This is a genomic window from Nitrosospira sp. Nsp13 (genome assembly GCF_900101945.1).
Lineage (GTDB): Bacteria > Pseudomonadota > Gammaproteobacteria > Burkholderiales > Nitrosomonadaceae > Nitrosospira > Nitrosospira multiformis_D.
This window is the reverse complement of record NZ_FMVD01000001.1, coordinates 278,378-304,929: the sequence shown is the minus strand read 5'-3', so window position 1 is coordinate 304,929 and position 26,552 is coordinate 278,378. Positions and strand designations below refer to the sequence as shown.

General features: G+C 56.1%; 16 protein-coding genes. 5 read left to right on the top strand and 11 right to left on the bottom strand.

The window, feature by feature from the left end:
- Nucleotides 1-93 precede the first annotated feature (93 nt).
- Both BLO43_RS01420 and BLO43_RS01415 read left to right on the top strand, forming a co-directional pair.
- On the top strand, nt 94-540 hold the full coding sequence (locus tag BLO43_RS01420) for a DUF3293 domain-containing protein (protein ID WP_090905330.1): 447 nt from the start codon (nt 94-96) through the stop codon (nt 538-540).
- Between the two features lie 112 nt (nt 541-652).
- Nucleotides 653-1,600: a D-hexose-6-phosphate mutarotase gene (locus BLO43_RS01415; RefSeq protein ID WP_090905329.1), complete on the top strand. Its 948-nt coding sequence runs from the start codon at nt 653-655 to the stop codon at nt 1,598-1,600.
- A 116-nt stretch (nt 1,601-1,716) separates the two neighbouring features.
- Here the strand turns inward: BLO43_RS01415 and hrpA are convergent, their stop codons facing one another.
- Entirely contained in the window at nt 1,717-5,595 is a 3,879-nt protein-coding gene (gene hrpA, locus BLO43_RS01410; RefSeq protein ID WP_090905327.1) for an ATP-dependent RNA helicase HrpA, read from the bottom strand.
- Nucleotides 5,596-5,760: 165 nt separating this feature from the next.
- Here hrpA and BLO43_RS16630 point away from each other — a divergent pair, with 165 nt between their 5' ends.
- The gene (locus BLO43_RS16630) at nt 5,761-5,925 is read left to right on the top strand and encodes a hypothetical protein (RefSeq protein WP_175443797.1); all 165 of its coding nucleotides are present in this window, start codon (nt 5,761-5,763) and stop codon (nt 5,923-5,925) included.
- A 258-nt stretch (nt 5,926-6,183) separates the two neighbouring features.
- Here BLO43_RS16630 and BLO43_RS01405 read toward each other — a convergent pair whose 3' ends face one another.
- Nucleotides 6,184-7,347: a TIGR03118 family protein gene (locus BLO43_RS01405; RefSeq protein WP_090905325.1), complete on the bottom strand. Its 1,164-nt coding sequence runs from the start codon at nt 7,345-7,347 to the stop codon at nt 6,184-6,186.
- A 426-nt stretch (nt 7,348-7,773) separates the two neighbouring features.
- Between BLO43_RS01405 and msrB the strand changes: the two genes are divergently transcribed.
- Together msrB and msrA are read left to right on the top strand one after the other, a co-directional pair.
- Nucleotides 7,774-8,298: a peptide-methionine (R)-S-oxide reductase MsrB gene (gene msrB, locus BLO43_RS01400; protein WP_090905323.1), complete on the top strand. Its 525-nt coding sequence runs from the start codon at nt 7,774-7,776 to the stop codon at nt 8,296-8,298.
- Nucleotides 8,299-8,300: 2 nt separating this feature from the next.
- Complete coding sequence (msrA, locus tag BLO43_RS01395; protein WP_254773264.1) at nt 8,301-8,996, top strand: peptide-methionine (S)-S-oxide reductase MsrA; 696 nt, start codon at nt 8,301-8,303, stop codon at nt 8,994-8,996.
- A 155-nt stretch (nt 8,997-9,151) separates the two neighbouring features.
- On the opposite strand, the gene BLO43_RS01390 is transcribed toward msrA, so the two are convergent.
- The 9 genes from BLO43_RS01390 to BLO43_RS01350 form a co-directional block, all read right to left on the bottom strand.
- Nucleotides 9,152-9,799: a hypothetical protein gene (locus BLO43_RS01390; RefSeq protein ID WP_139149209.1), complete on the bottom strand. Its 648-nt coding sequence runs from the start codon at nt 9,797-9,799 to the stop codon at nt 9,152-9,154.
- Between the two features lie 293 nt (nt 9,800-10,092).
- The gene (locus BLO43_RS01385) at nt 10,093-10,482 is read right to left on the bottom strand and encodes a DUF4280 domain-containing protein (protein WP_090905319.1); all 390 of its coding nucleotides are present in this window, start codon (nt 10,480-10,482) and stop codon (nt 10,093-10,095) included.
- A gap of 13 nt (nt 10,483-10,495) precedes the next feature.
- Nucleotides 10,496-14,080: an eCIS core domain-containing protein gene (locus BLO43_RS01380; RefSeq protein ID WP_090905317.1), complete on the bottom strand. Its 3,585-nt coding sequence runs from the start codon at nt 14,078-14,080 to the stop codon at nt 10,496-10,498.
- Between the two features lie 4 nt (nt 14,081-14,084).
- Nucleotides 14,085-15,356 (bottom strand): PASTA domain-containing protein, encoded by a 1,272-nt coding sequence (locus BLO43_RS01375; protein ID WP_090905315.1) that lies wholly within the window; start codon nt 15,354-15,356, stop codon nt 14,085-14,087.
- A 10-nt stretch (nt 15,357-15,366) separates the two neighbouring features.
- Nucleotides 15,367-18,933: a DUF6519 domain-containing protein gene (locus BLO43_RS01370; protein ID WP_090905313.1), complete on the bottom strand. Its 3,567-nt coding sequence runs from the start codon at nt 18,931-18,933 to the stop codon at nt 15,367-15,369.
- Nucleotides 18,934-18,953: 20 nt separating this feature from the next.
- On the bottom strand, nt 18,954-21,239 hold the full coding sequence (locus BLO43_RS01365) for a hypothetical protein (RefSeq protein WP_090905311.1): 2,286 nt from the start codon (nt 21,237-21,239) through the stop codon (nt 18,954-18,956).
- A 2-nt stretch (nt 21,240-21,241) separates the two neighbouring features.
- Complete coding sequence (locus tag BLO43_RS01360; RefSeq protein ID WP_090905309.1) at nt 21,242-23,620, bottom strand: baseplate J/gp47 family protein; 2,379 nt, start codon at nt 23,618-23,620, stop codon at nt 21,242-21,244.
- A complete protein-coding gene (locus tag BLO43_RS01355; RefSeq protein WP_090905307.1) occupies nt 23,617-26,169 on the bottom strand; it encodes a baseplate J/gp47 family protein in 2,553 nt (850 codons plus the stop codon). The genes BLO43_RS01360 and BLO43_RS01355 overlap by 4 nt, the downstream gene beginning before the upstream one ends.
- Complete coding sequence (locus BLO43_RS01350; RefSeq protein WP_090905305.1) at nt 26,169-26,546, bottom strand: GPW/gp25 family protein; 378 nt, start codon at nt 26,544-26,546, stop codon at nt 26,169-26,171. Before BLO43_RS01350 ends, BLO43_RS01355 begins: the two co-directional genes overlap by 1 nt.
- Nucleotides 26,547-26,552: the final 6 nt, after the last annotated feature.

Below are 26,552 nucleotides of genomic sequence, written 5' to 3'. Positions count from 1 at the left end.
GCGCGAATTCTCAAAATGACCGAATGCACTATGTTGTTACCTTATTTTAATTGATGCCGGGCTAACTTCTGAAGACATGACCGGCCGCTATTTTTGGCACAATCGAAAATTTCTCCGGACCTGATCGCTGCGTACCGCACAGCCGAGTATCGGGTAACAGTGGGAGCGGGATTCGATTCCGGCGCAATCATCCTGCGCATTGATGAGTATTCCGAACCGCTATCGCGACTTTTCACCGTATTGGGTAATCGTTGCGCGGCTTTCATTACGTCCTGTAATCCATTCAGTATGCTCCAAAGTCATGAGGAAAACCTTGCCGTTTGCGCGCATCTGCGCGATGGATTGGAGCGTCTGACTCAAATAGGCCGGATATTTGAAGGCGAAAGTCATGATCCATCCGGCGTATGGCCGGTGGAGAAGAGTTTTCTTGTGCTCGGCCTTGATCTTAAGACGTCACAGGCACTCGGTAGGGAATTCGGGCAGAACGCTATCGTATGGATTGATTCGGACGTCATTCCCCGGCTGGTTTGGCTGCAATAGGCATATCGGCGCAGCGCTGCCCAGGGCCTGTTAACCGGCAAGCCCTAATGCCTTTCCCGGCAAAATCCTGGCGTGTTATGATGATGTTCATTATCAGAAAAACACCGACATTATGAATATCGAACAGCTGAATGCCGATTATGGAATTGATGATCAACTTAAATTCGTCGAGGGTGCGGGCGGATTCCCCTTTATCAAAATCGACAATGATAAAGCCAGCGCCGTTATCTCGGTCTATGCGGGACAGGTACTCTCTTTCCAGCCAGCCAATGACCCAAACAACCTCATGTTCCTCAGTGAGGCGGCATACTATCAGCCCGGCAAGGCCATCAAGGGAGGCGTCCCGATTTGCTGGCCGTGGTTTGGACTCGACCCGGATGGGCTTGGTCGCCCGGCTCACGGCTTTGTGCGCAATCGTTTCTGGAACGTGGTACGAACCGGGGTTACCGCGGATGGCGGTGCCATCGTTACGCTGGGATTGATCGATACACCTGAAACGAGAGCGATCTGGCCGCATTCGTTCAATCTCTCGCTGGAAATTACGATCGGAGAATCGCTGAATCTGGAGCTAATCACGCGCAATACCGATACGCGGCCGTTTTTCATAACCCAGGCATTTCATACCTATTTCAAGGTGGGGCATATTGATCAGGTGGCTGTCCTGGGACTGGACGGACTTGAGTACATTGATAAAGCCGATAACGCCGCTCACAAACTACAGACTGGTACGGTTTCCATTGGGGCGGAAGTCGACCGCATCTATCGGAAGGCACAAGGTGAGCTGGTAATCGATGACGTTGCGCAGTGCCGCAGGATTTGCATCACATCCCAAGGCAGCAATACTGCCGTCGTGTGGAACCCCTGGGCAAAAATCTCGGCGGAAATGGCGGACTTGAAGGACGACGATTATCAGCGCCTCCTGTGCGTCGAAACCGCGAACGCCGACCTGGATGTGGTGGAAATTGCCCCCGATAGCGAATTCCGCCTGATAGCAAATTACCGTATAGAGCACGACTTGTCGCATGTATTGAAGAGTACTCAACCCGTCACAACAGGGTAGGGCGTCTTCAATTCCTGAAAACACGCAGGCTGGGTGGAGCAAAGCGCAACCCATCAACTGACAGGTGACGGGTAATGGCTTCCACCTTGCACCCATCCTGCCATCTCACCGTTGCTTCAATCGCTGACTTCCTCCCACAATTTCTGTAGCCGCTTGGCGGAAACGGGGTAGGGCGTCTTCAGTTCCTGGGCAAACAGCGAGATGCGCAACTCTTCGATCTGCCAGCGGAATTCGGTGAGGGCACTGTCGTTGATTCCTGTCTTGCGGTGCCGCTCCAGGCGTTGCTCGTATTGATTCCACAATCCGGTGATAACGGCGCCGTGGCGGCCATCGCGCTCAGCGTTGGCGGGATACTTATCGAAACGAAGAACCATACCTTTCAAATAACGCGGCAGATGCTGCAACCGATCCCATGGCGTGGCGCCCAAAAATCCCGGATAAACGAGCTTGTCCAACTGCACGCGCAGTTGTGCGTGCAGTTTCCCACCCGGTTGCCCTGCGGCACTCCCACCTGCCATAGACAATTTCATCAGCAGTGACTGGCACTCATTGGCGATATTTTGCACGATCCGTGCTGCAGCCTCGCTAACAGCGGGTAGACGCACCCTTGCCCGCTGCCGCTGCGCGACGAAATCTTTTTCGCGCCGTGGCAGCGTATCATCGGCAATAAAGGCACGGTCCATGATGGCACCCAGCATGTCTTCCTTAAGAGCACCAGGGCTGATAAGCGTTTGCAATTGCAAGGCAGCCTGGCTCAGGCCCGGTAGATTCCTTTCCAGTTGCTTCAATTGTTCCTTAAGCTCGAAACGCAGCAACTGCCGCACACCGCCGCGCATGCTGGCTTGCGCCGCTTCGCGCGTATCGAACAAATGGATGGCTACTTTTCCCTCACGCTCTACCAGCGCCGGGTAGCCGGTAAGTTTTTTTCCCGCACGCGTAAAGGCGATTTCTTCGGGCAAATCACCAAAATCCCAGCATTTCACGTCGTCGCGTTCAATCGGCAGGCGTTCCCCTGAATCCGCCTGCGAGAATGTCAACTGCGCCGCCTGGCCAAGCTGCGCCTTGAGCTGCGAGAGATCGCGACTCATCGCCAACTCCTGCCCCGCATCGTCGACTATTTTGTAATTCATCAGCAAGTGAGGCGGCGGTTCTTCGTCCCGCCACGCATCCTGTGGAACGGTAACCCCGGTTTTGGCCTGAACAAATCGGGATAACGCACTGGTCAGGGATACGGGGAGGAGTGGGTACAAGGGTGGAACGGTAACGCTCGACTCCTCGCTTTCCAAAAACCGGGTTACAAATTCCGGGATCGGCACCGCATGACGGCGTATCTGCTTGGGAAGCGCCTTCAGATACCAGGTAATCTTCTCGCGAACCAATCCGGGAACCAGCCTGTCGAATCGCGCCGCATCCAGCTTGTTGAGCAGCGGCAACGGCACGCTAACCGTCACACCGTCCAGTATATGCCCTGGATCGAATCGATAGGCGAGCGGCAACGCAATCCCATCTGGCAGATCACCCCCCTCCACGACCATGCTGTCAGGATACTGTTCCCCAGTGATCCTGTTCGCCTCATGCCGCATCAGGTATTCCTGGGTGAGGTAAAGCAGGTGCGGGTTTTCCCGCTCCGCCTGCCTGCGCCATCTCTCGAACTCCACACCGTTGCAGATGCCGTCTGGAACAATGGCATCGTAAAAGGAGAAAATTTCTCCTTCGTCCACCAGTACATCCTGGCGGCGGGCCTTGTGTTCCAGCGCTTCCACGGTGGCGATCAGCTTGCGGTTATGCTCGAAGAACGGTGCCTGGGTGACGTATTCGCCCGCCGCCAGCGCCGAACGGATAAAAATTTCACGTGCTTCTTTCGGATTGATCGTACCGTAATAAACCCGCCGCTTCGGCACCACCGTAAGGCCATACAAAGTCACCCGTTCGTAAGCCGCTACCTGCGCCGGCTGTTTTTCCCAATGTGGATCAAAGGTGTGCTTCTTACATAGCCCGCCTGCGATTCTTTCCACCCAAAGTGGGTCGATTTTCGCCGCGCAGCGTCCGTAGAGCTTTGTGGTTTCGGTCAATTCCGCAGCCACGACCCATTTTGGTTTGGCCTTCTTCAGCACCGAACCGGGAAAAATGGAAAACTTGATCCCGCGCGCACCCAGATACTCGCCGTCCTCCTCGGTCTTGAAACCAATGTTGCCGAGTAATCCCGCCAGCAGTGCGCGGTGAATCTCATCATAGCCAGCGGGAACCTGGTTGGGTCTCAGCCCCATCTCCATTACCAGCGCATGCAACTGGCCGTGGATTTCACGCCATTCGCGCATTCTGCGATGGGACAAAAAATTTTCCTGGCAATGCGCCATCAGCTTGCGGCTGGATTTCTTATGCTTCAACAGCTCGTCGAAGAAATCCCACAGCTTCAGGTAGCCCAGGAAATCGGAGCGTTCGTCCTGAAAGCGCTGATGCGTCCGATCCGCCGCTTCACGCCGCTCGAATGGCCGATCACGCGGGTCTTGCACGCTCAAGGCGGAGGCGATGATGAGTACTTCGCTCAAGCAGTTCTCTTCCTTGGCGGCCAGTATCATGCGTGCGATTTTCGGATCGATCGGAAACTTCGCCAACCGCCAGCCAATGCTGGTCAATGCCTTGTTGTTGTCCGCCGTGTCGTCCACCGCACCCAGTTCCGCCAGCAACTGGTAGCCGTCCGCGATCATGCGTGGAAGAGGGGGCTCAAGAAAGGGGAAATTCTCCACCTCGCCGATCTTGAGAGACTTCATGCGCAAAATCACGGCCGCCAGTGACGAGCGCAGAATTTCCGGGTCGGTGAACTCCGGGCGGCCCAGATAATCTTCTTCGGTATAGAGCCGGATGCAAATGCCGCTCATCACCCGCCCGCAACGCCCCGCCCGCTGGTTGGCGGAAGCGCGCGAAATCTTTTCCACCTGCAGCTGCTCCACCTTGTTGCGATAACTGTACCGATTGAGGCGCGCCAGTCCCGTATCGATCACATAGCGAATGCCGGGCACCGTGAGGGATGTCTCCGCCACATTGGTGGCGAGTACGATGCGTCTGACGTTACCATCCGGTTTGAATACACGCTCCTGCTCGGCGTATGACAGGCGCGCGAATAACGGCAGAATTTCCGCGCCTGCGCCAGTACCCTGACCAGGGCCGAGTCTATTGAACGCATGCTTGCGCAATGCCTCGGCGGTCTCCCTGATCTCGCGCTCGCCTGGAAGAAAGATCAATATGTCACCCATGCCGGAACGAGTGGTTTCATCCACCGCATCGAGAATGGCCTGCTCAAGATCGCCTTCGTCTTCCTGGTCTTCATCCCTGGTTCTATTTTGATCCGGCCCGATAGCGTGATAACGCACTTCCACCGGATACATCCGGCCTGACACCTCGATAACCGGTGCATCATCAAAATGCGCGGAAAAGCGCTGCGCGTTGATCGTGGCGGAGGTGACGATCAGCTTCAGCTCCGGCCGCCTGGGCAATAGCTGCTTGAAATAGCCGAGCAGAAAATCGATATTGAGGCTGCGCTCATGCGCCTCATCGATAATGATGGTGTCGTAGGCAAGGAGGGAAGGGTCTCCCTGGGTTTCCGCCAGCAGAATGCCGTCAGTCATGAGCTTGATATAGGTGCCTGAGCCGACCTTGTCTGAAAAGCGCACCTTGTAACCCACCGCGTGGCCTAATGGACTCTTCAGTTCGGAAGCAATCCGCATCGCCACCGTGCGCGCCGCAATACGCCGCGGCTGCGTATGCCCGATCATTCCCGCTACACCGCGTCCGAGTTCAAGGGAGATTTTCGGCAGCTGCGTCGTTTTACCTGAGCCCGTCTCGCCGCACACGATCACCACCTGATTTTCCCGGATTGCGTGCATGATATCGTCCCGCCGCGCCACCACAGGCAAGTCTTCCGGATAAACAGGTTTTGGCAGATTGGCCAGACGCCACGTGGTATCCATAGCGGAAACGGCAGAAGGTTTTCTCATATGCTTTTATATTAAATAGGATGCGAAGCGCAACCCATCATTGTGGGCTTATTTGCCCCAAGCGGCCTTTCGGTGGGCGTCAAGGCTGAAAGGAGACCGTCACTGGTATTTTACCAATTAGAGTCTATAGTTAGATTGCTTGATGCTTGGTATTTCTTTGCAGCCATGATCAGAAACCCTCGTACAAAACGATTCTTGTCCGTCACCCTGCTTATTCTGGGCGGTTTGCTGATGTTTCTCGCACCCGAAAATATCTGGATCGGCGCGCTGCTTTTTGTCCTTGGAGTTGGCGTAGAAATAGCAGGACTGGTGCTCGGACATCGTAAATAAAACCTACAAAAGCGTAGTGAAATTCGCTTTCAGGCTACGCAAGATAGGTTAGGACCCGTTTATTCCCCATTTGATATTCCGGCAGACATAAAAAAAACCCGAAACCGCATGAACGGCTTCGGGTTTATAGTTTCCACTTACAAAGGAGAGGAACTACTCTTCCAACGATTTACATAATAAGCCTTTAGAAAATAAAGTCAAGTACCTTGCAATATGCAATGCGCAACCTCGATTCTCTTTCCGGCTGAATATGCCTTACTATGTCATACGCTCATTTCTCCAGAATTCCCCCGTCTCTATCCTCAAGGCGCGGCGTCTGATCAACAACCCCAGTGTTACCAGCCCGGCAAGCATCATCGCGTAAGCCGATGGCTCGGGTACCGGAGTCAGGACACCTAACACGCCATGGGTCTCATCGTTGGGGCCCGCCGTGAAGTACAATAAATTGCTACTCCCCGCCAACGCACCGTTACCCGGCGAAATGGCCCACAAGCCATCGATCACAACGGGTTGATTGTTGACATCCAGCACTTGTCCCAGATACGCAAAAGTAGTCGAATCATAAATGTTGATGTGACCATCACCAAAATTGCCCACCAGCAAGTCACCCGCCATGGCGCTGAAAGAGGAGGGCGCAACCGCGAGCCCCCACGGCGCATCCAGTGTGCCATTTGACGCGACTCGTCCCACAAAATCGCCATTCAAGGTGAATTTATCGACATAACCCAATCCAGGTCCTGCAACTTCATCGTTAGTAGCATTATCACGCAGTGCATAGGCGACATAGAGCGATCCGTTAAGATTCTGAACATTGAAAGGCGCGTATCCGGCGGGAATCCCCGGGTCGATAAACGTACCGGTCAATGCGGGTGCACCGGAAGTGTAAACATCGATCGTGCCGGACTTGAAGTCGGCGGCATAGAGATAATTGTTTCCTGAAACGCTACCGATGGCCGCACCTGTGTATAGATTCGCAGCGGATGCCGGCACGATGGTTTCAGCTGATATAAGTCCCGTGGTGCCCAACGCCGGCCACCAACCGGAAACCGTGCCATCTTGGCTTACGAACAAAAAACGATTATTGTTGAACGATGGACTGCTGTTGAATACCTGTCCGGTTACGCCACTGCCTGGGATCGAAACCGTTAGCGGCAGCTTGGCGGTGACCTGGCTAACCGGATTTACGCTATATAAGGGCGAGGTGTCGGTACCATTTGCGGAGACCCAGAACGGGCCCGTTGGTGCGAACGATAGCCCCCATGCATTTTTGAGGCCGGAATCGGTGATTTGTGCACTATTAGCGGCTTGATCATCGGTCACCAGGTTGGTTGCTGTAAACGGAACAGCCCAAACCGGAATGGCCAGAAGAGCGAAAATCGAACCTGTAATGAATGAAGGTAGCCGGGATCGGATGTGTCGCATGATAGTTCTCCTAAAATAATTTATAAGAATTTCAATGCCACGTGCAGGTTCTCCCTTCCCGGCGTAGTCGGGTTCTCTACCCCTTTCCTGGCGTAAGCCAGGAAGCTTTATGACCCGCAATTTGCAGTGAAAACGCTTTGCAAATTACAAAATCTTTTTTTCGGGTAAGTACTCCCATTTCACATATAACATGATTAATGTTATGGAATTGTTCTTTTTCCGTTGAGATTTTGTGAAGTTAAAAGGAGACTCAAAAATAATCCAGAATGAATAATTTTATTTGTTGTTAGTATTAAAAACAGGTATTCTGAAGCCGGCTTGCAGCCCTGAGGGAAGTCAACTTCTCCAGAACCATACCGCCCCATCAGTAGTCAAAGTTTTTGATAATACCTGGAGGCTATAAGGGAGTTTGTGGGAGGAGAATTCATGAACAGACGCGCCGCACTTCAAAGTCTTGCCACGCTGGCTACGCTGCCGTTACTTTCAGCATGCTCCCGTAGCAAAACAACCGGGGACACTTCCAGTGCGATCACCATTAAACCCCTGAACAAGCCACATGAAGAGTGGCGCGGGCTGGTTTCGCCCGCAGCCTATCAAGTGCTGTTCGAAGAAGATACCGAGCCGCCAGGGAGTAGCGCACTGAATAAGGAAGATCGCAAAGGCACTTACCTCTGCGCCGCGTGCTACCTGCCGCTGTTCGATAGCGCAAATAAATACGAAAGCGGCACGGGATGGCCCAGTTTTACGCAACCTATTACAGGGCATATTGGTACGGCGCGCGACTTCAAGATGATTTTGCCGCGCACTGAATACCACTGTGCGCGTTGCAGCGGCCATCAAGGTCATGTGTTCCAGGATGGGCCGCTTCCCCGCGGCGAGCGCTGGTGCAACAATGGGGTCGCCCTTAAATTTGTGCTAAGGGGTGCGCCGCTACCGGCACTCAGGAGCTGACGATGGATGCCCGGATTCATCCTGCCCATCGCCATCATGTCCGCCCGATACGCAACGGCATGCTGTTGCCCCTCGCGATATTGATCGCCACGCTAGCCGCATGCGGACAACCGGACTCGCGCACGGATACACCCGGTAAGCTTGTAAACACTGATCTCCCCTCCGGATCCCCGGTGGGTATCGCCACTTTTGCCGGGGGTTGCTTCTGGTGCACCGAAGCGGACTTCGACAAGGTGCCGGGTGTGATATCCACGACATCAGGTTATATTGGCGGCAAGACCGTCAATCCAACCTATAAACAGGTATCAGGAGGAAAAACCGGGCATATTGAAGCGGTGCAGGTGCGTTTTGATCCCGCAAAAACCGGTTTCTCCAAGCTGTTAACGGCGTTCTGGCCAACCATCGACCCGCTTACGCCCAACCGTCAATTTTGCGATGACGGCTCGCAGTACCGCAGCGCGATTTTCTATCACGATACCGATCAGCAGCGGCAAGCCGAAGCATCCAAGGCAGAACTCGCAGCCTCCGGCCGTTTTTCGCAACCCATCGTAACGGAAATATTGCCCACCACCACGTTTTATCGGGCGGAGGAGTACCACCAGGATTATTATATTAAGAACCCGATCCGCTATTCGTACTACCGCAGCAACTGCGGCCGTGACGCGCGTCTGGCTGAAGTGTGGGGCATTACACGATAATATAACTGATTAGGCGCGCAGCCGTACCAACGTCATACCGGCAAAAGCCGGTATCCAGTGGCGTTCAAGGCATGCCATTGTTTGTTTGGACTGGATTCTGGGTCCAGCCCGAAATGAGAAACGCCTGGTATTCCTGCGCTGGATCTAATAGCAACTTAGCGGATGGGGCTTAAAACCGGTTCTGAAGCAGGTGGGGTTGGAACTTGGCCTGGATTCAAATTCTTAGCCGCGTCGCGCCTCGCCCTCAGTTCTGCTGTATCCAAATCCAGGATTTGTGGATCATTAGCGCGAAGATCTTCAACTTGGGGTTCTTTGGTTTTGGGCTCGCTGGCCTTCAGATCTTCAGCCTTTGAGTCCTTGGCCTTCGCGTTTTTAACCTTCGAATCTTTGGTTTTCGCGGGCTTTGTCTTCGTATCCGTGACGCTTTCCGGCGCCTGTGTGGTCCTTGAATCGCTGCCCCGCGCGTATTGAGCCCTCAGGTCGTTGCTGATGGCAGTATAGCTACGATATTCATTTTGCAATTGCGATTGCAGCTGCGCGTATTGATGACTGACAGATGTGCGGGCATTTTCCAGATGGCGTAATTTTTCTTCCAGCAGGCGCCTGTTGTGCGAACTGTTTTTTGCTTCAACCGTCTTGGCGGCCAGGGAGACATCCTGAATTTTTTGATTCAGTTGTTTGACTAATTCAGCCATATTATTGGCGGCGGTGCTATAGCGTCGATAGTGCAATTCCATCTTCTCGAGATCCGTCATGGGTTCGCTGGCAGAGCGGGATAACTCCGATGCCTCCTTCGCCGCCAAGTGCGGTTCCGCTTGCCCGGCATAAGCAGTGGATAGGCAGATGCCAGATATAAATGGCGTCAACACCAACAAATCGATGCATCGGGCCAATGAGCTTCTGCGATTGTAAGCCATGGTTAAGCTCCTGAATACTCTTATCTTTATTCGAGAAATGGTGTAAATCTACGGCAGCGCTAGTGGCTTCTCCACATATACCTGCTTAGCAAAGATTTTCAATTATAATCTGGTGTCATGACGATTTCCCTCGCATTGAATTCCCGGCAGTTACAGATAATAGTGAACGATAAAGTTATTCATACGACATCAATCGACTCCTGACCTGGATCAGTAACGGAGATCTCGCCGCCATAAGCGCACATGCAGGTGCTCCCCTCTGTCAGTGCGGAAAAATTGTTCATCTGCGCATTCGATGCACCAGGTGACCACGACGAGGTTGTAACGGGAATACACGGGGCTGGCGTGTGAGTCCCGCTTGCGGCAGCGGTTGCAGCCGCAACGGCAGGATTACTCTGAGTATTGCACATGCCAAAGGTAGGAATATTTGTGATGGGTGCAAAATCCATTATCGTTGCAGCAGGCCCGGAGTCACCCAGCGCCATTGACTGGCTGGTGACGATGAGCGTAGCAGAAGAAAGACCTTCGCTGCACTGCAACGTTGCCCCGAGGACGACAATTTTCGCCATGATACCCTCCAGATTATTCGACTAGCGTATCGAAGGCGCTGCTCATCAGCGCTGCAGCATCGAGTTGCGGGCGGCGTACCTCGAGATTCTCCAAGCTTAGATCGAGGCCGCTGCGCTCGGACCAGCGCACCGGAAAAATCACTCCCAACTCCATTTCAGGGCCGAACTCACCCAGTGCACGCTGCCAGGGTCCCCACGTATGCTCGATCTGTTCCACTAGCAGATCGACGCCTGCGGTCACCGAGGCATTGACGCCAATCTCGAACTTTGGCCTGGCATTGGCTTCGAGCCGTGTCTCCACCGCGAAGCCATCGGCTGGGTTCCAGCGGACATTGACATTAGCCGAGGCGTCGGCCTCGATTCCCAACGTGCCTTCCAGTCCCACTCGCCCCTGAACGTAGGCGACGGCTGCTCTGGCGCGAAGCCCGCCGCCGAGATCAAGCGTCAGTCCCGCGTAGGCTGGGACAAACAGCTGTGCGTTGCCTTCGATCGTTGCGAGCTCGGGATGATCAAGATCAATTGTTGCATCGACGCGAGTCTCCCGCAGTTGCCCCGGCCCGACGGAGGCTTCAAAACGTACGATTGCATTGGCAAAAGCAAAAATACCTACACCAACACCGGCAACGGATACGCCCCAAATCGGGAATTCTGGCGATTCCAGTTCCAACAGCGTCTGATCGTAGCGGCGCTGGTCAAACAGATCACGGGGCTGCACCGCAATCTGGCCGGTTATAATAATGCTTCCATCGGATGTATATTCCAGGCCGGCCGTCCCGGTAAGGAAATCGCCAAAGGCAATCGTCGCTTCGCCTCTGCCAAAAATAGCCATGTCGCCAACGGCACCACCTTCGACCGGGTCACCTTTGTCGTCAATCTCACGGTTGGTAGCAGTCACCTGAAGCCAGCCCGAAGCTGGGCCACGCGCCACCTCGGCACGGCCGGACAAAATAATCGCCCCGCCTTCGTAGATGATGTCAAGGGTGCCTGGTGTGCCTGGGGCGGCAAGCGTTGCGGTACCGCCCCCCGAGACAGACCAGGTTCCATCGTCGGGGTTGCGGACGGCGCGCACCGTCACGGTTGCGTTGGTGACCCCCGGTAAACGCGAAACCGGCAACGGAATATCTTCACCTGCGAGCATCAATCCCGCTTCGGGAGTATAGCCTACTGTAATAGTCCCCCCGGTCAACACGCCGCCCAGGGCGAGACTGCCATTTACGTCCACGCCCTCCCGCGACATCGTAACGGTGACTTGACCAGATTCCACGCCGGGCAGGCGGCCCGCACCCACGCCGAGCGTCGCTTGTGCTGTCAGCGCGTCATCGCGCAAGGAATAGCTGACCGCGATCTGCGCCGGGTCGAGAAAATCGAGATCGAGGTTAAAGGTTCCTGCAATGATGACATCGCCGTCTTGGGCACGGGCCGAGAGAGAGCCGTGACCGATCTGATCGACCACGATAGCGGCATTGCCCTCAATAAAAAATCCAGCTTCCCCCACGCCCATTTCGAGTGCCGCTTCGGTTACGCTAACGAGGCCAAAATTAAGCCGGTCGGTTGGGATCGGAAACTGGATGACAACTTCATCCCCCTGCAACAAGATTGGTATTTGAAGCTGTGGTAGCAGGGCCTTTGATGACAAAATTGATCCGATAGCAGAAAGTTCGCCATTACTTGTGATCCCGACATCCCGAAATGTTACTGGAGAGCATGGCACGAAATCTATATCTCTAAAGGCGTTGGCGATACTCTCTCGGGTTACATAACCGCCAAAACCAAGCCTGGCGTCATGTTGGACCATTACTGGTTGAGCCTCCTCCGATCTTTCGAAAAGATTATCGGTGCGTCTACTACCTCGTTGACGACGGGTCTGAGAGACCATCAAGCGGGCAATTATGCCCCCTTGCCCTTCGTTCGTGGGTGGCGAAAACTCTTCAATGCTAATAATCTCAATCCCTGTATAGAAGAACGCAGGCCTCTCCAAGCTTCCGTTGCTGTCGACGGCAAAGCGGATAACGCGCCCACCTTGGGGCTGCGGGAAGACGTTAATGTGGGTCGGGGTTACGCCCGCTTGAAAGCGAAAGCCCCGCTCCACAAGTTCGCTCTCTGTGAGGGCCGTGAAGAAGTGCAAGTGGGCACCGGCAGCGATTTGACTTTGAGTCCAAAATGTTGTCGTGGTGCTGAAATTACCCACGTGGACAGTTCGAAAACGTAAAGTCCAAGCCCGCCGCACGGCTTTCGGATTGGCGACAGCAGCCAACTGATTTTCGAAGTCGGTCTGCTGTTGGCTGGTGGCGGCGGTGCGGGCATTCTGTAGTGTTTCACGAATCGAATTGTTGATCCGATTATTGATCGCTGAACCGACCGATCGGTTAAAACTACTAGCGAGCATCCACATGTTGTCGGCAGCGTCTTTGCCACCAAGTTGTAGTTCGAGGACGTGGTCGATATCGAGTTGTGAATCGCCGCCCTGCGGTCCTAACATTGGTCTTAGGATACCGTCGCTCCTAGCCAGTTCTGGCACCGTACCAACAAGAAAATTTGACGAAGTTGTAGCAGCGGCGGCAACTCGGCGCAAGACATAAACTGCATCACCACCACGCGTAACTGACGCAGCCGTGCCCTGCGCATTGATTTGGGCGGTAAGTGCTGTCTCGACATTGCTTGCCGAGGTCTCGCGGAGATGAGTAAGCCAAGTTTCGTAGGCACGTCCCTCGGGGCGCTCACCGACGGGATCAAGCCTGAATTCAGCTCCATCCACTGGCAAACTGCGGTTGGCATCGGCAACTGGTATAGCCTCACCGCCAGCTGTACCCTTAAGGGCACTAGCGACCATTGGTAACTCTAAAGCCGGCAAGGTCATTTCTGGTCGTGTTGCGCCAGCAGGGGCAAGGTCCACGACCCACCCGTTGACGCCAGGCTGCTCGAGCCGCGTCATCGGCGCTGATGAATTGCCATCCGGGAGCCTCTGCGCGCGCACGGTTCCCCCCGTCTGTTGAACCGTATGCACCAGTTCATGCGCAACCAGTCTGCGTCCTTCGCCGCTCGCGGTATCGTACTGGTTACGGCCGAAGAAAATATCCTGACCAACGGTAAACGCACGGGCTCCCAGAGCGGCGGCAGCGGTTTCGGCAGCGCTACCGGTATGTATGCGCACGCGGCTGAGATCGGCGCCGATATGCGGCTCTATCTCCGCCCTTGTCCCGGGGTCCAGCGAAGGCGCGGTACTTGCTTTCATTCGCTGGACCGCGCTCTCGACCGAACGCGGTGCCGCGCCGCCTTTTTCACCAGGGATGCTGGCCGGGGCATTTTCAGCGGGAGCTCGCTGAGCGCGTTTCTCGGGCGGGGCCACTTTCTCCTCGGTCTGCTCGGGGCCGGGCGGAACAGGAATCGTTGCGCGTTGTGCCGATAATCCCGATATAACAGGTGGGGGCGACGAAGCGGGCAGGGGCACGCCCTGGACTACCCTGTCGGCAATGCGATCCGCTTCACGCTCATAGTGGTCATTGACGGCGCCTACCGAGAGCTTGGCTTGAGGCGTCAGCCCACCACGCGCCAGGATGGGCGTCTTCGGTTTCGCGATCGGTCCAGCGCTGGCGGCCATGAAATCAGCCCTCTTGAGCGTCGACCTCGGATCGCGCTTGCTTCAGCGCGGCTATCATCTGGTCGGTCTGGGTCAATGTGCGCAGCCCCAGCAGTTTTTGTAGGCTCTTCCGATCGAGTGCGAGAAAGTGGTCGAGTGAGGCGAGATCTTTAACTTGAGCCTGCTCCAGTTGGCCGATGACAAAGTTCTTGGGGATATTTTTGTCATCAGCCTCGTGCCGTAGGGTCTCGGTTCGCTTTGCGATCCCAACAATAATCTCGTGCCCCTTGTCGAATGTACCGATTTGCAAAGCCACTGCCGACCCATACTTGACCTCAGCACCCTCTACCGGATCCTGCTCCAGCACGAAGCCAATCTTCTCACGCGCGGCCGTAACCTCGGTAAGCTTGCCGATAGCCAGTTTTGATTCTTTCAATATCGTCCTGGCATTCTCAATGGGCATACCGACAACCGGCGGCACCACAATTTGCGCCGGTGCGCCGACCAAAATCGATACCTTGTCACCGCGCCGCACCCATTCCCTAGCGATGGGTTTTTGCGAGAGTATCCGGCCTTCACTTCCTTTTACACGCTTCTCTTTTCGCTCAGCCAGATTAAGTCCCTGGGTTAATAGTACTCGTTTCGCGGTTGCCTCTTCCTGATCGACTATATCGATCATGGGGAAAGTATCATCAGCCCCCGCGCTTTCAGGAGGTGGCATGGTGCAGGGCGGCTGGGCATTGCGGGCGAGATCGATCTCTCGAAACTGCTGTTGGCCCGGCTTCAGCACCGTACCTTCAGGATCGCGGTGAAATTCGGCACCCTCCCTGGAACGCACCGAAAGGGTCAAGGGTGTGCCTGAAGGAACTTCCATGGCAAAGGCGCCTCGGCTGTCGGTACAGCGGAAATCGATCCGCTGGCCATCGACCGCCACGATCACAATCATTCCTTCGGCGGGGTGTCCTTCTTTGGCTACCCGGCCCCATAACCCGGCGCCTGTCTCGCTTTTGATCACAGCTGGGGCAAGCTGGGCACGTTCGAATTCCTCGCGAAATAATTCGATCCGCGCCTCGGCGCGCTTTAACGCGGCCTGCCGTGCGGCAACTTCGGGATGATCAGAGCCCTTCCTGTTTGCTACCCGCGTGACTTCACGCCGCATCTGGCCGACTTGGAGATCCAGCAACGGTTGGGCTAAGCCATAACCGGCCAGGCGCACGCGATCGGCAGCCTCGCCGAGGTGGCCCAGATCTTTTGCCAACTTGTCGATATCAATAGTGAAATTCTTACCGAAAGCCATGATCAACTCCTTATGTTTTGACAACTCCGAGTCGGGTTGCGAGGTTGTAGGAATCACCAACTGCGTATTGGTTCCACTCACTGCAGTCCTCACTAGGATCAGGATGAAAGAGTTCGTGCACCACTTGATTCTCGACTATCGATCTTCCCCTCGGCCCTGCCCCAACTGCGTAGATGCAATGTGTCGTCTGATTCAATGCCGTCTGATTCATCACGGCGTAGGTAATCGCGGAGAGCGCCCCCGCAGACAACTGTTTCTGCAACCGATTGCCGGTAATGCGCAACGAAAACGACATCGCGAGCACATCGGTCCCAGCAAAGATCCGTTGGCTTTCGATTTTAGCTTGGTTATTGCAGAATGAGATGTCATCCCCGCCCAGCAGCATTACTGAGGACGCCGTGCTTCTCGGTTGCTTTGAGTGGTTTCTTAGGCTGATCTGGTTGTCGTTGACCATCATCTCGCCGCTGCGCAACCGCTGTGGCGCGTGGACGGCCCGAGCGTTCAGCATCAGATCTTCCGCAACACCGAGACCAATCAGGCTGACCACATCACCACCCATTATGTCTGCCTGCCTCTCAAGCGCCGCATAGTCTTTAAGGGTGATCTCAGTTTGGAGGGAACCAAGAATCAATCCGAATAATACTTGCTGCCAGTCGGAGTCATTCGAAGTGGGGTGATCGTGCAAGGTTCCGGAAAGCCGGTTGCCCAGCACCACGATCGGACCCAGGGTAATCGCCTTCAACGCGCGTGCGTTTAGTGCATCCACGGTATTGCCGTTGACCAACAGCGCCGGTTTATCTACAGCACGGTACGGATCCTTATCCTCGGATATGCCACCCGTAGAAATGCCGATAACGATCCCACCGCGTCTTCCGGGGAGTGGTACTTTGCCAAGCGCGGGGTTTTGCCCGTTTTGCTCAATACGATTGCGCTCGATACGGACATTCTCGGTAATAGCGAGAAAGATGCCTACAATCGGGTCTGACGTGAGTCCACCATTGCCCGCTATCAGGTTGTCGCGAATTGTCGCGTCCGAGCAAATCGATAATGCAATACCACCCCAGCCCATAAGCTGGCTCAAGAGCGGCGTAATTTCGCCGATCTCATTAGTCATGCAACCGGTGATGCGGTTCTCGGCGATCTCAATGGTTTCCACCGCTACGGCGTCGGCGAAACCTTCACGTCCCAGTCCGGCAAAGACATGGGCTGAAATGCCGCTATAACCCATCTGTGCAATGTCGTTTCTCACGATCGATATGTCCCGTACTAGCCCACCCGATGTGGGGATCATCGGCGTGTCCTTCGGAATCAGATCGACCGGGGGGGTGCCAGACCATTTAATACAACCCTTTTTGTCGACGACAATACCAGCCCCGAAATAGCCGATCCCTGGGTAGGCTCTAAAGAACTGTCCTGGAGGCAGCTTAATGGTGGGACCGTCCGCGTCACCCACTACTGTTGCGCCATCTTCGTGCCGCACAAACCGTATTGAGCCAAGCGTAATTCCATGCCCATTGCCACCATGGATGATATTGTCACGAATGATCACATACTCAGAACCGCCGCCTATATGGATTCCACCGACAGCAAAGTCTAATCTGCTATCCTCGCTCCTCGTCTCGATTTTCTCGATCCGGCAATGCTCGACGGTAAGATCTGTCCCAGCCAGAAAAAACGCCGCAGCCCGGCCAATGATGTTGCTATCACTCAGTTTCGTGGACATCTTTTGCAACACAACCTGGCAGCGGCGAATGGTAACCGCCTTAACCTCGAAGGCGGCAACTCCCCCGGCATCCGAGATGGTAAATTCCAGGTCCTCAAGCAGCAGTTTTTCCATTTTTGGTTGCTCTGGACGCGCATCTTCAGTGGCTTGATATTCCGCACGCACGCAGTCCGCGTCGGAACCGGTTATTCCGAGCCGCCGCACAGTGATTCCGGAAGAATTAATGATATGCAGCAGGGGAAGGGAAGACTCGCTCTCGGTCTCGCCTCGCCGCCAGCGGGTACCGCGTCCGCAGCCGGTGATGCTGATATTGCGTCGGCCGGTAATCGTGATGTGCTCTTTGTAGTCCCCTGGGTATATACAGATCTCACCGCCTTCCGGCGGCAGACGCCGTACCGCCTCCTGGATCGAGGTTACGTCACCGTGGCTGATCCGCCCGTCGCCCACAGTCACCAGACAGCAACCGCCCACCTTGCAAAGCGGCCGGAATCGATGGCGGCAATCCAGAGGAGAACCCGGAGTAGACTTTGTCCAGGGCAACAATGCTAGCGGGGCAATCAGTCGAAGCGGTCCTGCCGGCGGTGCTTTAGCGAGCAGCGCCCAGGGCGTAACCTCAGTCGGTGTATTCGGTCGAGCCGAGACGATCCAGTAATCTCCTTGCATCCCTATATCGGAAAATTCAGCAGTCAGTCCGGTATCCCCAAGCTCTACCGGCGTACCCACGACAACCGGATAATCGACCACATCGGCATCGCCGCCGCCGGTCCAGACCCGAAGGAAAAAATATTTATTGACCGACGCGTCGTCGCGCGAGTTAATTGCTTCCTCGCCCGCTTCCGTCGTGAACCACTCATCCCAGGCTATCGGGACATCGCCAGAGACCAGAATCGAGCTATCGGCTGGATCGAATCCGTTCATAACTCGCAGCAACAGACCGGTCGGCTCCGCCACCTTTTCACCGTTATCAAGCAGGGCACCCCAGCGGAGCAGTTCGACCGTCATTCCCGCCAGCGGCCAGCCAAATTCGTCCCGCGGCAGTGTAAGGAAGATGATCCTGCGGCGCCTGCTATCCGTATGGGCTTCGATCTGCACGCGATAGAGGGGTGCCGCGTTGTCGCGTCCCCATACAAACCGCCCTGGCGCGGTTATTTGGATGCGAAAACTCTCGTTACGCGCTCCCAAGAAGCCCGCTTGGGCAGAGGGGCGGCATAAGTCTTCAAGTGGTGCCAGCTGCGTGAAATCGATGGTGAGCCGCGTATTCGAGACCACTGTACAACCATCCGCCTCAAGTGTGCCTTTTGGGAATTCGCGACTGATCAGGGCGGTTAAGGCTTCCTGGCAGGTGTCAGGAACATCCGGCAGTACGTGGACGCGAAACATAACGCGGCGCCTTGCGGTAGTGTCCACGCCACCAAGTGCCCGCTCGAACAACTCCGCATCCTCGGTTGCGGTCACCGTTTGTTCCCAGGCATGGAGCCAGACTAGATCAGTGCGCGTGCCATCGCTAGGAACATCAGATTCGGCAGCATCCAGCACAAACGTCTGCCAGTCCGGTTGAAAAGCGTATTTCATTTCTTCAGTAGCGATGCGAACGCCGCCCAGATAGAAACTACCCGGCATCAAGCTGAAATTAAGCGCTCCTTCTGTCGTTACCACAACACGAGCGACGGAAAAACCGTCATCCGGGCTACCCTTGGTGCATATCGTTTCGACAAGTGCCTGACGCAGCATCAGGGTGGCGATATCACCTGCTTCGGTTTCATCGGCATCAAGAGGCAATCGTCCCTGCTGACGAACGACACCCGTGAATTTCTGGTTAGGGCGCAGTGAGTGGCGCGATATATCCGCAGTCATGATTGATTCCCCCTTTATACTTATGTTTCGAAGACAAGTTGAGCAATGGCATTGATGGGCATGAATTCCTCAAGCTTAGCCGCGAGATCGGCACGCTTGATGGGATCAAGCGCGCGGTTGAAAGCGCCCATTTCGGTGTCATTTTCTCCTCCGGTGCGAATCTCAGGCGGCGCAATTTCCGTGATTTGCGCGTAACCAGGGTCGCCGAACCGGCGCGACACGAAAGTTCCAGCCGGAAGGCCATCCGGGAAGAAGTGGCTCTCGTAAGGATGAGGCACTCGTCCGCCCGCAGAGGCAGCCGAGAAACGGAAGCACCCTGACTGTCCGTCTTCGACCAGAACCTGGCCATCGACCAGCACTTGGCTGGCGATGAGCCGTCCGGCGACAAGATTTCCAAACACCGTTGCATTGTCCAGAGAAAGCTGGGCGTTGCGCAACAGCAGCGCCGGAGTGCCTCCTTCACTGAAGACGATCGCGTTGCGAATGCTTACGGTGTCGGTTGCGCCTGGATCCAGGGACGTCACGGCCTCGGCAATGGGACCCGTAATGGCGCTATCGATAACGATATCATCAATCGCACCTCCGAAAACCAGTGTGACGGCCGGAATCGGCCCGGCTGATCCGGATGCGCGTTCCCCCCCCGGATCGATAGTGATATTGCGCAGTGTAACTTTCCGCCAGGCACCCTCGATTCGCAACTCTGTGTCCCCCGAATCTGTTCCAATAACAGCCAACCACAGCCCATCGATCACCAATTCAGCGTCCTCGCCGGTGGAATGCAGCGTGACCGAATTATTCACCCTGGTATTGATCACAACATATGGGCGCTGGCCATTCGCGGCGGTCAAAAACAGATTGCCATTCGTTTCGATTACCCCGTTTGCAGCAATCAACGGACGATAAGTGCGGCTATCCATGAAACGAAATTCGCCGGAGATGGGTTCGGTAAAATCAGGCTCATTCAGCGCGAGCGGAGTGAAACCTTCGGCGGCAAGCCCGGAGGCACGATCATGAGTCCCTGCTCCAATCGGCCAGAAAATACCATAATAAATCCGTTGAACATGCAGTACCTGAGCGATCGTCAATGGTGCCATCAGTCGCACCCGCCCTCGCTGGGGATCAACCAGTGCCCTCACCCAGGAAGGGATGCCGTGATCGGCGGCCCACTCGGCGAGATTGGCGCCATAGAGATGTTGCGGGCCCAACGCTGGTCCGGAGAAATCAGGCGCCACCGACAGTGCAATCGATAATGTCGCGGGATCTCCTCCGGGCAAAAGATGATGACGTGGCGTTTCCAGTTCCATCGCAGCCTGGATCAGGGCTGCGACCTGGGCGTCAGAAAGTGTGTTTGGCATTGCCGGATTAACGGTGAGCGCCGCATTTGCAGCTTCCAGCAGCCCAGCCTCGGTTGTAAAGTGCCGCCCATAAATCGGTTCCAGCAGATCCGTCAGCTCCACCGGGGCGTGCGCCCGTTCAGGCCGGAAGCTGGCCGCATTCAGACGGTGACAGGGAATTGGTGCGCGCATCTCCCATTCGCGAGCTGCGGTGCAATCCCTGCTTTCTCGTCCACCCACCTGAAAAAGCGGTATATCACGCCCGGAAGGGTCCAGCGTGTAATAACCATCCCCGAAAGGAAAAGGCGTGATACCCGAAAGTGGAAAAGCGTATTGCCGAAATAGATGGAGGTTGACCTTTTGGATATTGTAACGTCCCAAAACTCCACGATGCCGCCGGAACTCGGCAGCGTGTGACAAATCGTCGTGGGCACTGTTCAGTGCCTCTCCGATTCGCACATTACGCAGATCGGCATAGCCCCACTGGGGTGAGCGGGTAATAGTCCCCTCTATCGGCGGTCCGCCATCCAGCATATGCCAATGGCGCAGCAGCCGCTTGAAGGACTCGGAAGCTACCCCATCCCAATCCGCGATGTCGTCGGCCAGCAATTCAAGCAACCGGACTGTCCCTTGCCGGCGGCGATAAAGTATGGTTCGTGCCAGGTTCGCCCGTTGACCTGGGCGGTTTAGGGCGCTCACGGGGCGGGCTCCAATCAGGGCTCCGATATAGGGAATCGCCCAATCGTCCGCCTCATCCGCTCGGGTGTCGGCGCGAAGCCGGTCGACCGAGCGGCGGGCAATTGCAGCCTGCTTCGCCAGAATCTCAACCAAGGCGCGGAGCTGGCCAGCACGCACCGCCACGCCGTCCTCATTGCGATAAACCTCAGGGATCAGCGCCCAGATCTTCTCGGCATAATGACGCTCAAAACCATCATCTACACGGATCGAAGAATTATTGTTGGGACCGCTCATCACTATCTCACCGTGGTACCGGCTTGCAAATCGAACCACTTGCCCAGCCCCGGGCCAACCGCGTATGGCATTGCAAGTCCGTCAAGCAGCATGGAGACTACCGCGGAGACGCCAGCCACTTGATGCAGCTGATGGGCCAGCGCACTGCGAAACAGCGGGGCTCCAATCCTGGTATTTGCAGGCATAAGGAAGCCAGTAGCCGGATCGAAAAGTGCCATCCATGCTGCGGCCCGAACTTGGATAGGGTCATATCCGGAAGCTATTGCCAACGTAATCGAAAGCGTCGAGAAAGGCGCAGTCCCAGCCACCTGGACGACAACGGTCAGGTCGGGTGCAGCCTGCGCGGCGAGCCAGGGGGTTAAACTGCTGCTCGGATCTCCCCCATTGGGAATGATCCACAGCTTGGCTGCGGCACGCTGCCGCCGCTCATCCCAGATCCAAGCCGAGGTGGCATTAACCACGCCGGGAAAGCTCCGCGCTAATGCCTCGAAATCCACGAGCGACACCGCACGGCCGAGAGTCATGGCACCCGCTGGGGCGGAATCACGTAACTCCGCCGTAGTTTCAGAGTCTGCGCCGCCAGTCGCAGCCAGAGGACTGCGGACCGACGCCAGCCCGCGCACCGGAGCCGCGATCTGGGCGACGGAACCAGGGGGCGGTTTGGCTGCGCCAGCGCCGAAGCGATAATCAGCCCGGACGTTGTTTGTTCCAGTCGCGGGCCGAGCACCACGCTGCCCATCGCCAAATGTGATCCGGGTGGCGCCGTCCGGCTCGGTTCGTACAGTGTAGATCTGTTCCTGCGATCCCCGGCCAAAAAAACTGTCGACCTGCTTCCAGGTCACATTATTTACGCGCACCGCCAGTTCTGGACGGCGCCCGGCAGGCTGAGCAGGGTCTTCGACCCAGGCCAAGGGTTTCTTCTTCAGCATAAAGCTGACAAAAGGGCGCCCCGCATCGCCTGAACCCAACACTTCACTAACTACTGTTTGCCCACGTACCGCCTCGACTATGTTGCCCCAAAGGATTAATGGCGCAGCCAGGGTGTTACTGAATGAACCAACACTTGCATCGGGTCGAAATCGCATGGAGCCGTGTGGTCCTGCTACTACTGTGCCCGAAATTAGCTCGCCCTTCTTGCGCGCGCCCTGAAGAATCGTGTTACCAGCGGATGGGGCGGCACCGAGGGAAACCGGTGGAACCAAGAACCCGCTGGCCTGAAGATCGGAAAGGGCAATTTCGGTTTTGGCCGGCTGCGTCGGCGAGCCGAGCGAAAAAGGGCTCATATGGAGAGTAAAGCGACGCCCGGGAGCCCAGAATTGCGGAGGCTGGAAAGTCACCTGCGTCGCAACAGACCCGGCCGCAACCATGGCGTCGAAAGTTCTTCTCTCCTCTGTTCCATCAGGTAGCGTAGTAACGGTCGTCGTAGTCGAACTTGTGGGCATGGTGACCGATGCAACTGAATTGATTACTACAGGGAACAGCATCGAATCGATCTCAACTACGGCACGGTCCTGCGGACGTATGTGGTGATGAAACCCCTCGAATGTTACCCTCCCCATATTACCTGGAAGTATTTCACTGCCGGTTCCCTTCATAAAGCGATTCTCCCCCACAGACTGACGGGTGAGCGCCATGTTCAGGCTACTAAGCGGTTGGCCGATCAGCGGCCGAATACCCGTGGCACTGCTGGCGTCCAGTATCGCGCGCTGATAAGTTGCCCCATCCTGAGCCCGCTCGGACTCGACTGCAATGACCCGTACTGCGGCTGCCTGTGTCGTGGTCCACAATACCACTATCGCGCCCGCGCTTGGCGCGCGGCGGGGCATGAAGCGGAGTGTTCCATCGAAGACGTCTTTGCGCACCGGGGCAAGTTTCCAGCGGTTACGCTCGGGCCAGATCACCGTGTCGGCGGCGAGTTCAAAAACCTGCGGCGGCTGGTTGTCAAATGGCGCCGAGCGGAACGCCGTCCCCTTGGGCAATAGTATCGGATCAGCTCCATCCGCTTCGACTGCCAGCCGAATCCTGGCGGCCATCGCTGGGCGCATGCGATGACCGATCAGGGCTGCGAGGCGCCGCGCACTGGCTGGATCAGGTGCGGTGGGCAAATAACTACGCTCAGCAATGCGAGCATCATAGAAACCGGTGACATCCAGTATTGCGGACCAAGCCTCGATCAGCATTATTCCCAGATCATTCAAGCCGCGCGCACGCCAGCCTTCCAGTGCCGGGTAGTCGGGAATCGCAGAGAGCATTGCCGCCCGATATTCCGGGAATCCCGCTATTTGCCGGGCTGCAAGCGTGCGCAACCCCGCAGGTATATCCGGCAGGGATGGATGGGGCGGATACCCGCAACCGCAACTTTTGTCATCATGGTCACTCATGCGGCACCTCCATGCGCCCGCACTCGCAGCGACCCGCGGCCTGGAAACCGCGGGTCATTTTGGAGCCGGATAATCTGCCAGGGCTCGACCGCAAGTTCAGGCTGGATGAATGCTTGCCAATCACATTGACGGCGCACACGAAAACGTATGTCCTCGACCCCTTCGACGCCAGGCATGGCCTGAAGGGCTGCTTCGATGGCCGAGCGGCGGAGCGGTTGACCAAAGGTGAAATTATTGGGGGCAAAGAAACCAGGCGCTGCCAACGCCACCTCAACCCGGGGTATGACCTCGCCAGGATAAGCATAACGGCTGACGCAAATCTCGATTTCCAGGTCGATATCGAGATAGTCGGCATCCGCGACGCGCGCATCGCGGCCCGTCTGGCGAACGCAGTCGATTACATGCACGAGTTTCGTTCGTTGATAAGTAGACAGCGCAAACCCATCCACAGGATCCGCGGCGACAAAATCGGTAGACCAACTGCCTGTCCAACGCGTTTTTGAGTTGGACCGCTGCACCCAGTCCAGCCGCTCGATGATGGCGCCATAGTCTTCTGACCGTACTGCCCTCAGGGGCAGGGCGCGAAATGCCTCAGGCGCATTGATGCGGATATTTTCGGCTGTTTCCTCGTCTGTGCCCGAGGTGATTGGCAGCGGATTCGTTACCGCACTGGCATAATCCAGCAATGCTCCAGGCGAAGCCCCCGGTGGTGGCTTCAATTGGGTGATGCTGTCATGTGAGAGATTGGCCGAGGTACCGGGGGCAGTGAAGTAACGCGCTTCCATGACTGCGCCATTCTCCGGCGGCCGGCCGAAGGCCCCATCGCCAAATCGCAGGGTCCAGCCGGCGTTGCCAGCATAGTCCTGGAACACAACATCCTCAAAGGGTGTCTGATGAGTCGTCACCTCACACCACATCCCCTCATCCAATGTGAAGCCGTAGGTATCGAGGTCAGCTCCCAGCAGGTCATGAAAGAAAATCCAGTTCGCTCCGGTTCGATCCACGTTATAGTCAGGAGGCACGACTTCGGCCAGGGTGAGCATTGGTTTCTGATCGCTCTGGCTGCCGATGCCCAGCGGATCACGCGCACCAGTCCAGCCCAGGCCACGCATTTCAGAGTCACGCAATCCGTAACGCAGGATGCGGCTGCGGGCGTGACGATCAATCTCGAACGGACCCTCGCGCTCGATCGCGCGCGGCAATGCCAGCGCTTTACTCAACTGATCAGGATTGAGACCAGGGAAGCGGTCGGCGATGGCGCTGTCGGAACCAATGCGGAAACGTTCGACAATCTCTTCACCTGCAACAACCGTAACAATATTAAGCAACACCGATGTGTCGGCCAGCGGAAGCGGCCAAGGAGTCGGCTCGGTCCAGGTGATGCGTATTATTTCCGTCGGTGGGCCAGGATGGGGCGTCAATTCGTCCCGCATGGCTGAAACACCGGTTAGGGTAACAGCGAACGCGCGTTCAGGCTCGGCGGGATTATTCGGATGGCTTCGTAGAATGGCGCGTCGGCCCTTCCAGAACTCATCCGGGGCCATCCCGCTGGCTGAAGGTAGCTGATCAATTGTCGGTGCCGTCGTTGCCAGATACGCCGCTACAGAGCCTTGAGGCAGGCAAGCCGCATCGCTGTCGGGAACATGTAGAGAAATTTCATTCCATGCAGCATGGTGCCATACCGGTACGCGTACTGAGAACGGGATCGGTGCGTGCCCCTCTGGCATCGCCCAGACGCGTGCGCCGACAACCGCCTCTGCGCCCCCTGCCGTGACCCAAACTGCTAATTCGGTCTCGGCTGCGGTACCTGGATCGGGAATATAGTCCACCAGCCGTGCAAGTGTGGAGCGGCTATTTCGCTGCGTCGCTGTCTCCAGTGACGCCTCGCAGGCGTAGCGGTCCTGGGTGTAAGCAAACTCGTCGCCAAGGGCAGCCATGATCTCAAACATCATCACTGCCTGATCAGCTTCTATCGGTTCGGACCACATCGGATAGCGTGCCGCAGCCAAGTCCAGCAGCATCCGACGGAACGACCAGAAATCACGCGCAAGATAATCGACGGGATAGTCGGAACTTTCCGGTATCTCCGGCTCGCAGTCCGTACGGCAATCGAAGCTTGAAGGGCACCCTTGCTTGAAGCTGAAAACTACCCCATTGAAAAAAGGATCGATCAGAGGATGTTCTATTGTCAGACGGTGGATGGAGAAATCGCCGGGTTCGGCAACAGTCACCTCCAGTGCCAGTCTTACACCTGCCGGTGCATGAACCAATCGCCAATCAATGCCGGTAACTTTGATCTCCCGCCCGCTCTCGACCGAAACAATATGCACGACCAGGCCGGAGTCGGCAACCGGCGGTCCCGCTTCCTGCGGAGATATAGGAGGAAATAACGTTGAACGCTCGACCATCGGTTCATCGAGCACCGAAGGCTCGACGCAAAAGAAAACTCGCAGCACGGTCTGTACCGTGGGATGGACTATCTGTATGAAGTCGATGCCGGTCAGTCGTGTCTGCTCGCAGAGCAGGGATTTGCGGTCGCTACCGGCCATCAGAGCGTAACCTCTTCGTTCAATACCCGCGTCTCACCGCGCTGAAGTATCAGGTAACGCACATTGATAAGCAGCTTCTCGCCTTCGGCGGTCACACTGATGTGCTCGACCTTAATGATAGTCGCAAGCCAGCGCGTCAGCGCCTCATAAACAAAGGTCTGGGCCAGGGACGCCACAGCGGGCGAATTTGGCGTGAAGACCATTCTCCGGATGCCGGCGCCAAAATCCGGGCGGTTGATACGCTCTCCCGGCGCGGTAAGAAGTACTTGACGAATCAACTGACGAATATAAGCCTCGTAATTTTCCTCTCCAGCTACTCTTCCTCCCCCGCCATCAATGCTGAATGGGTATTTCAACGCGTGCAGGATCTCAGACATGCATCA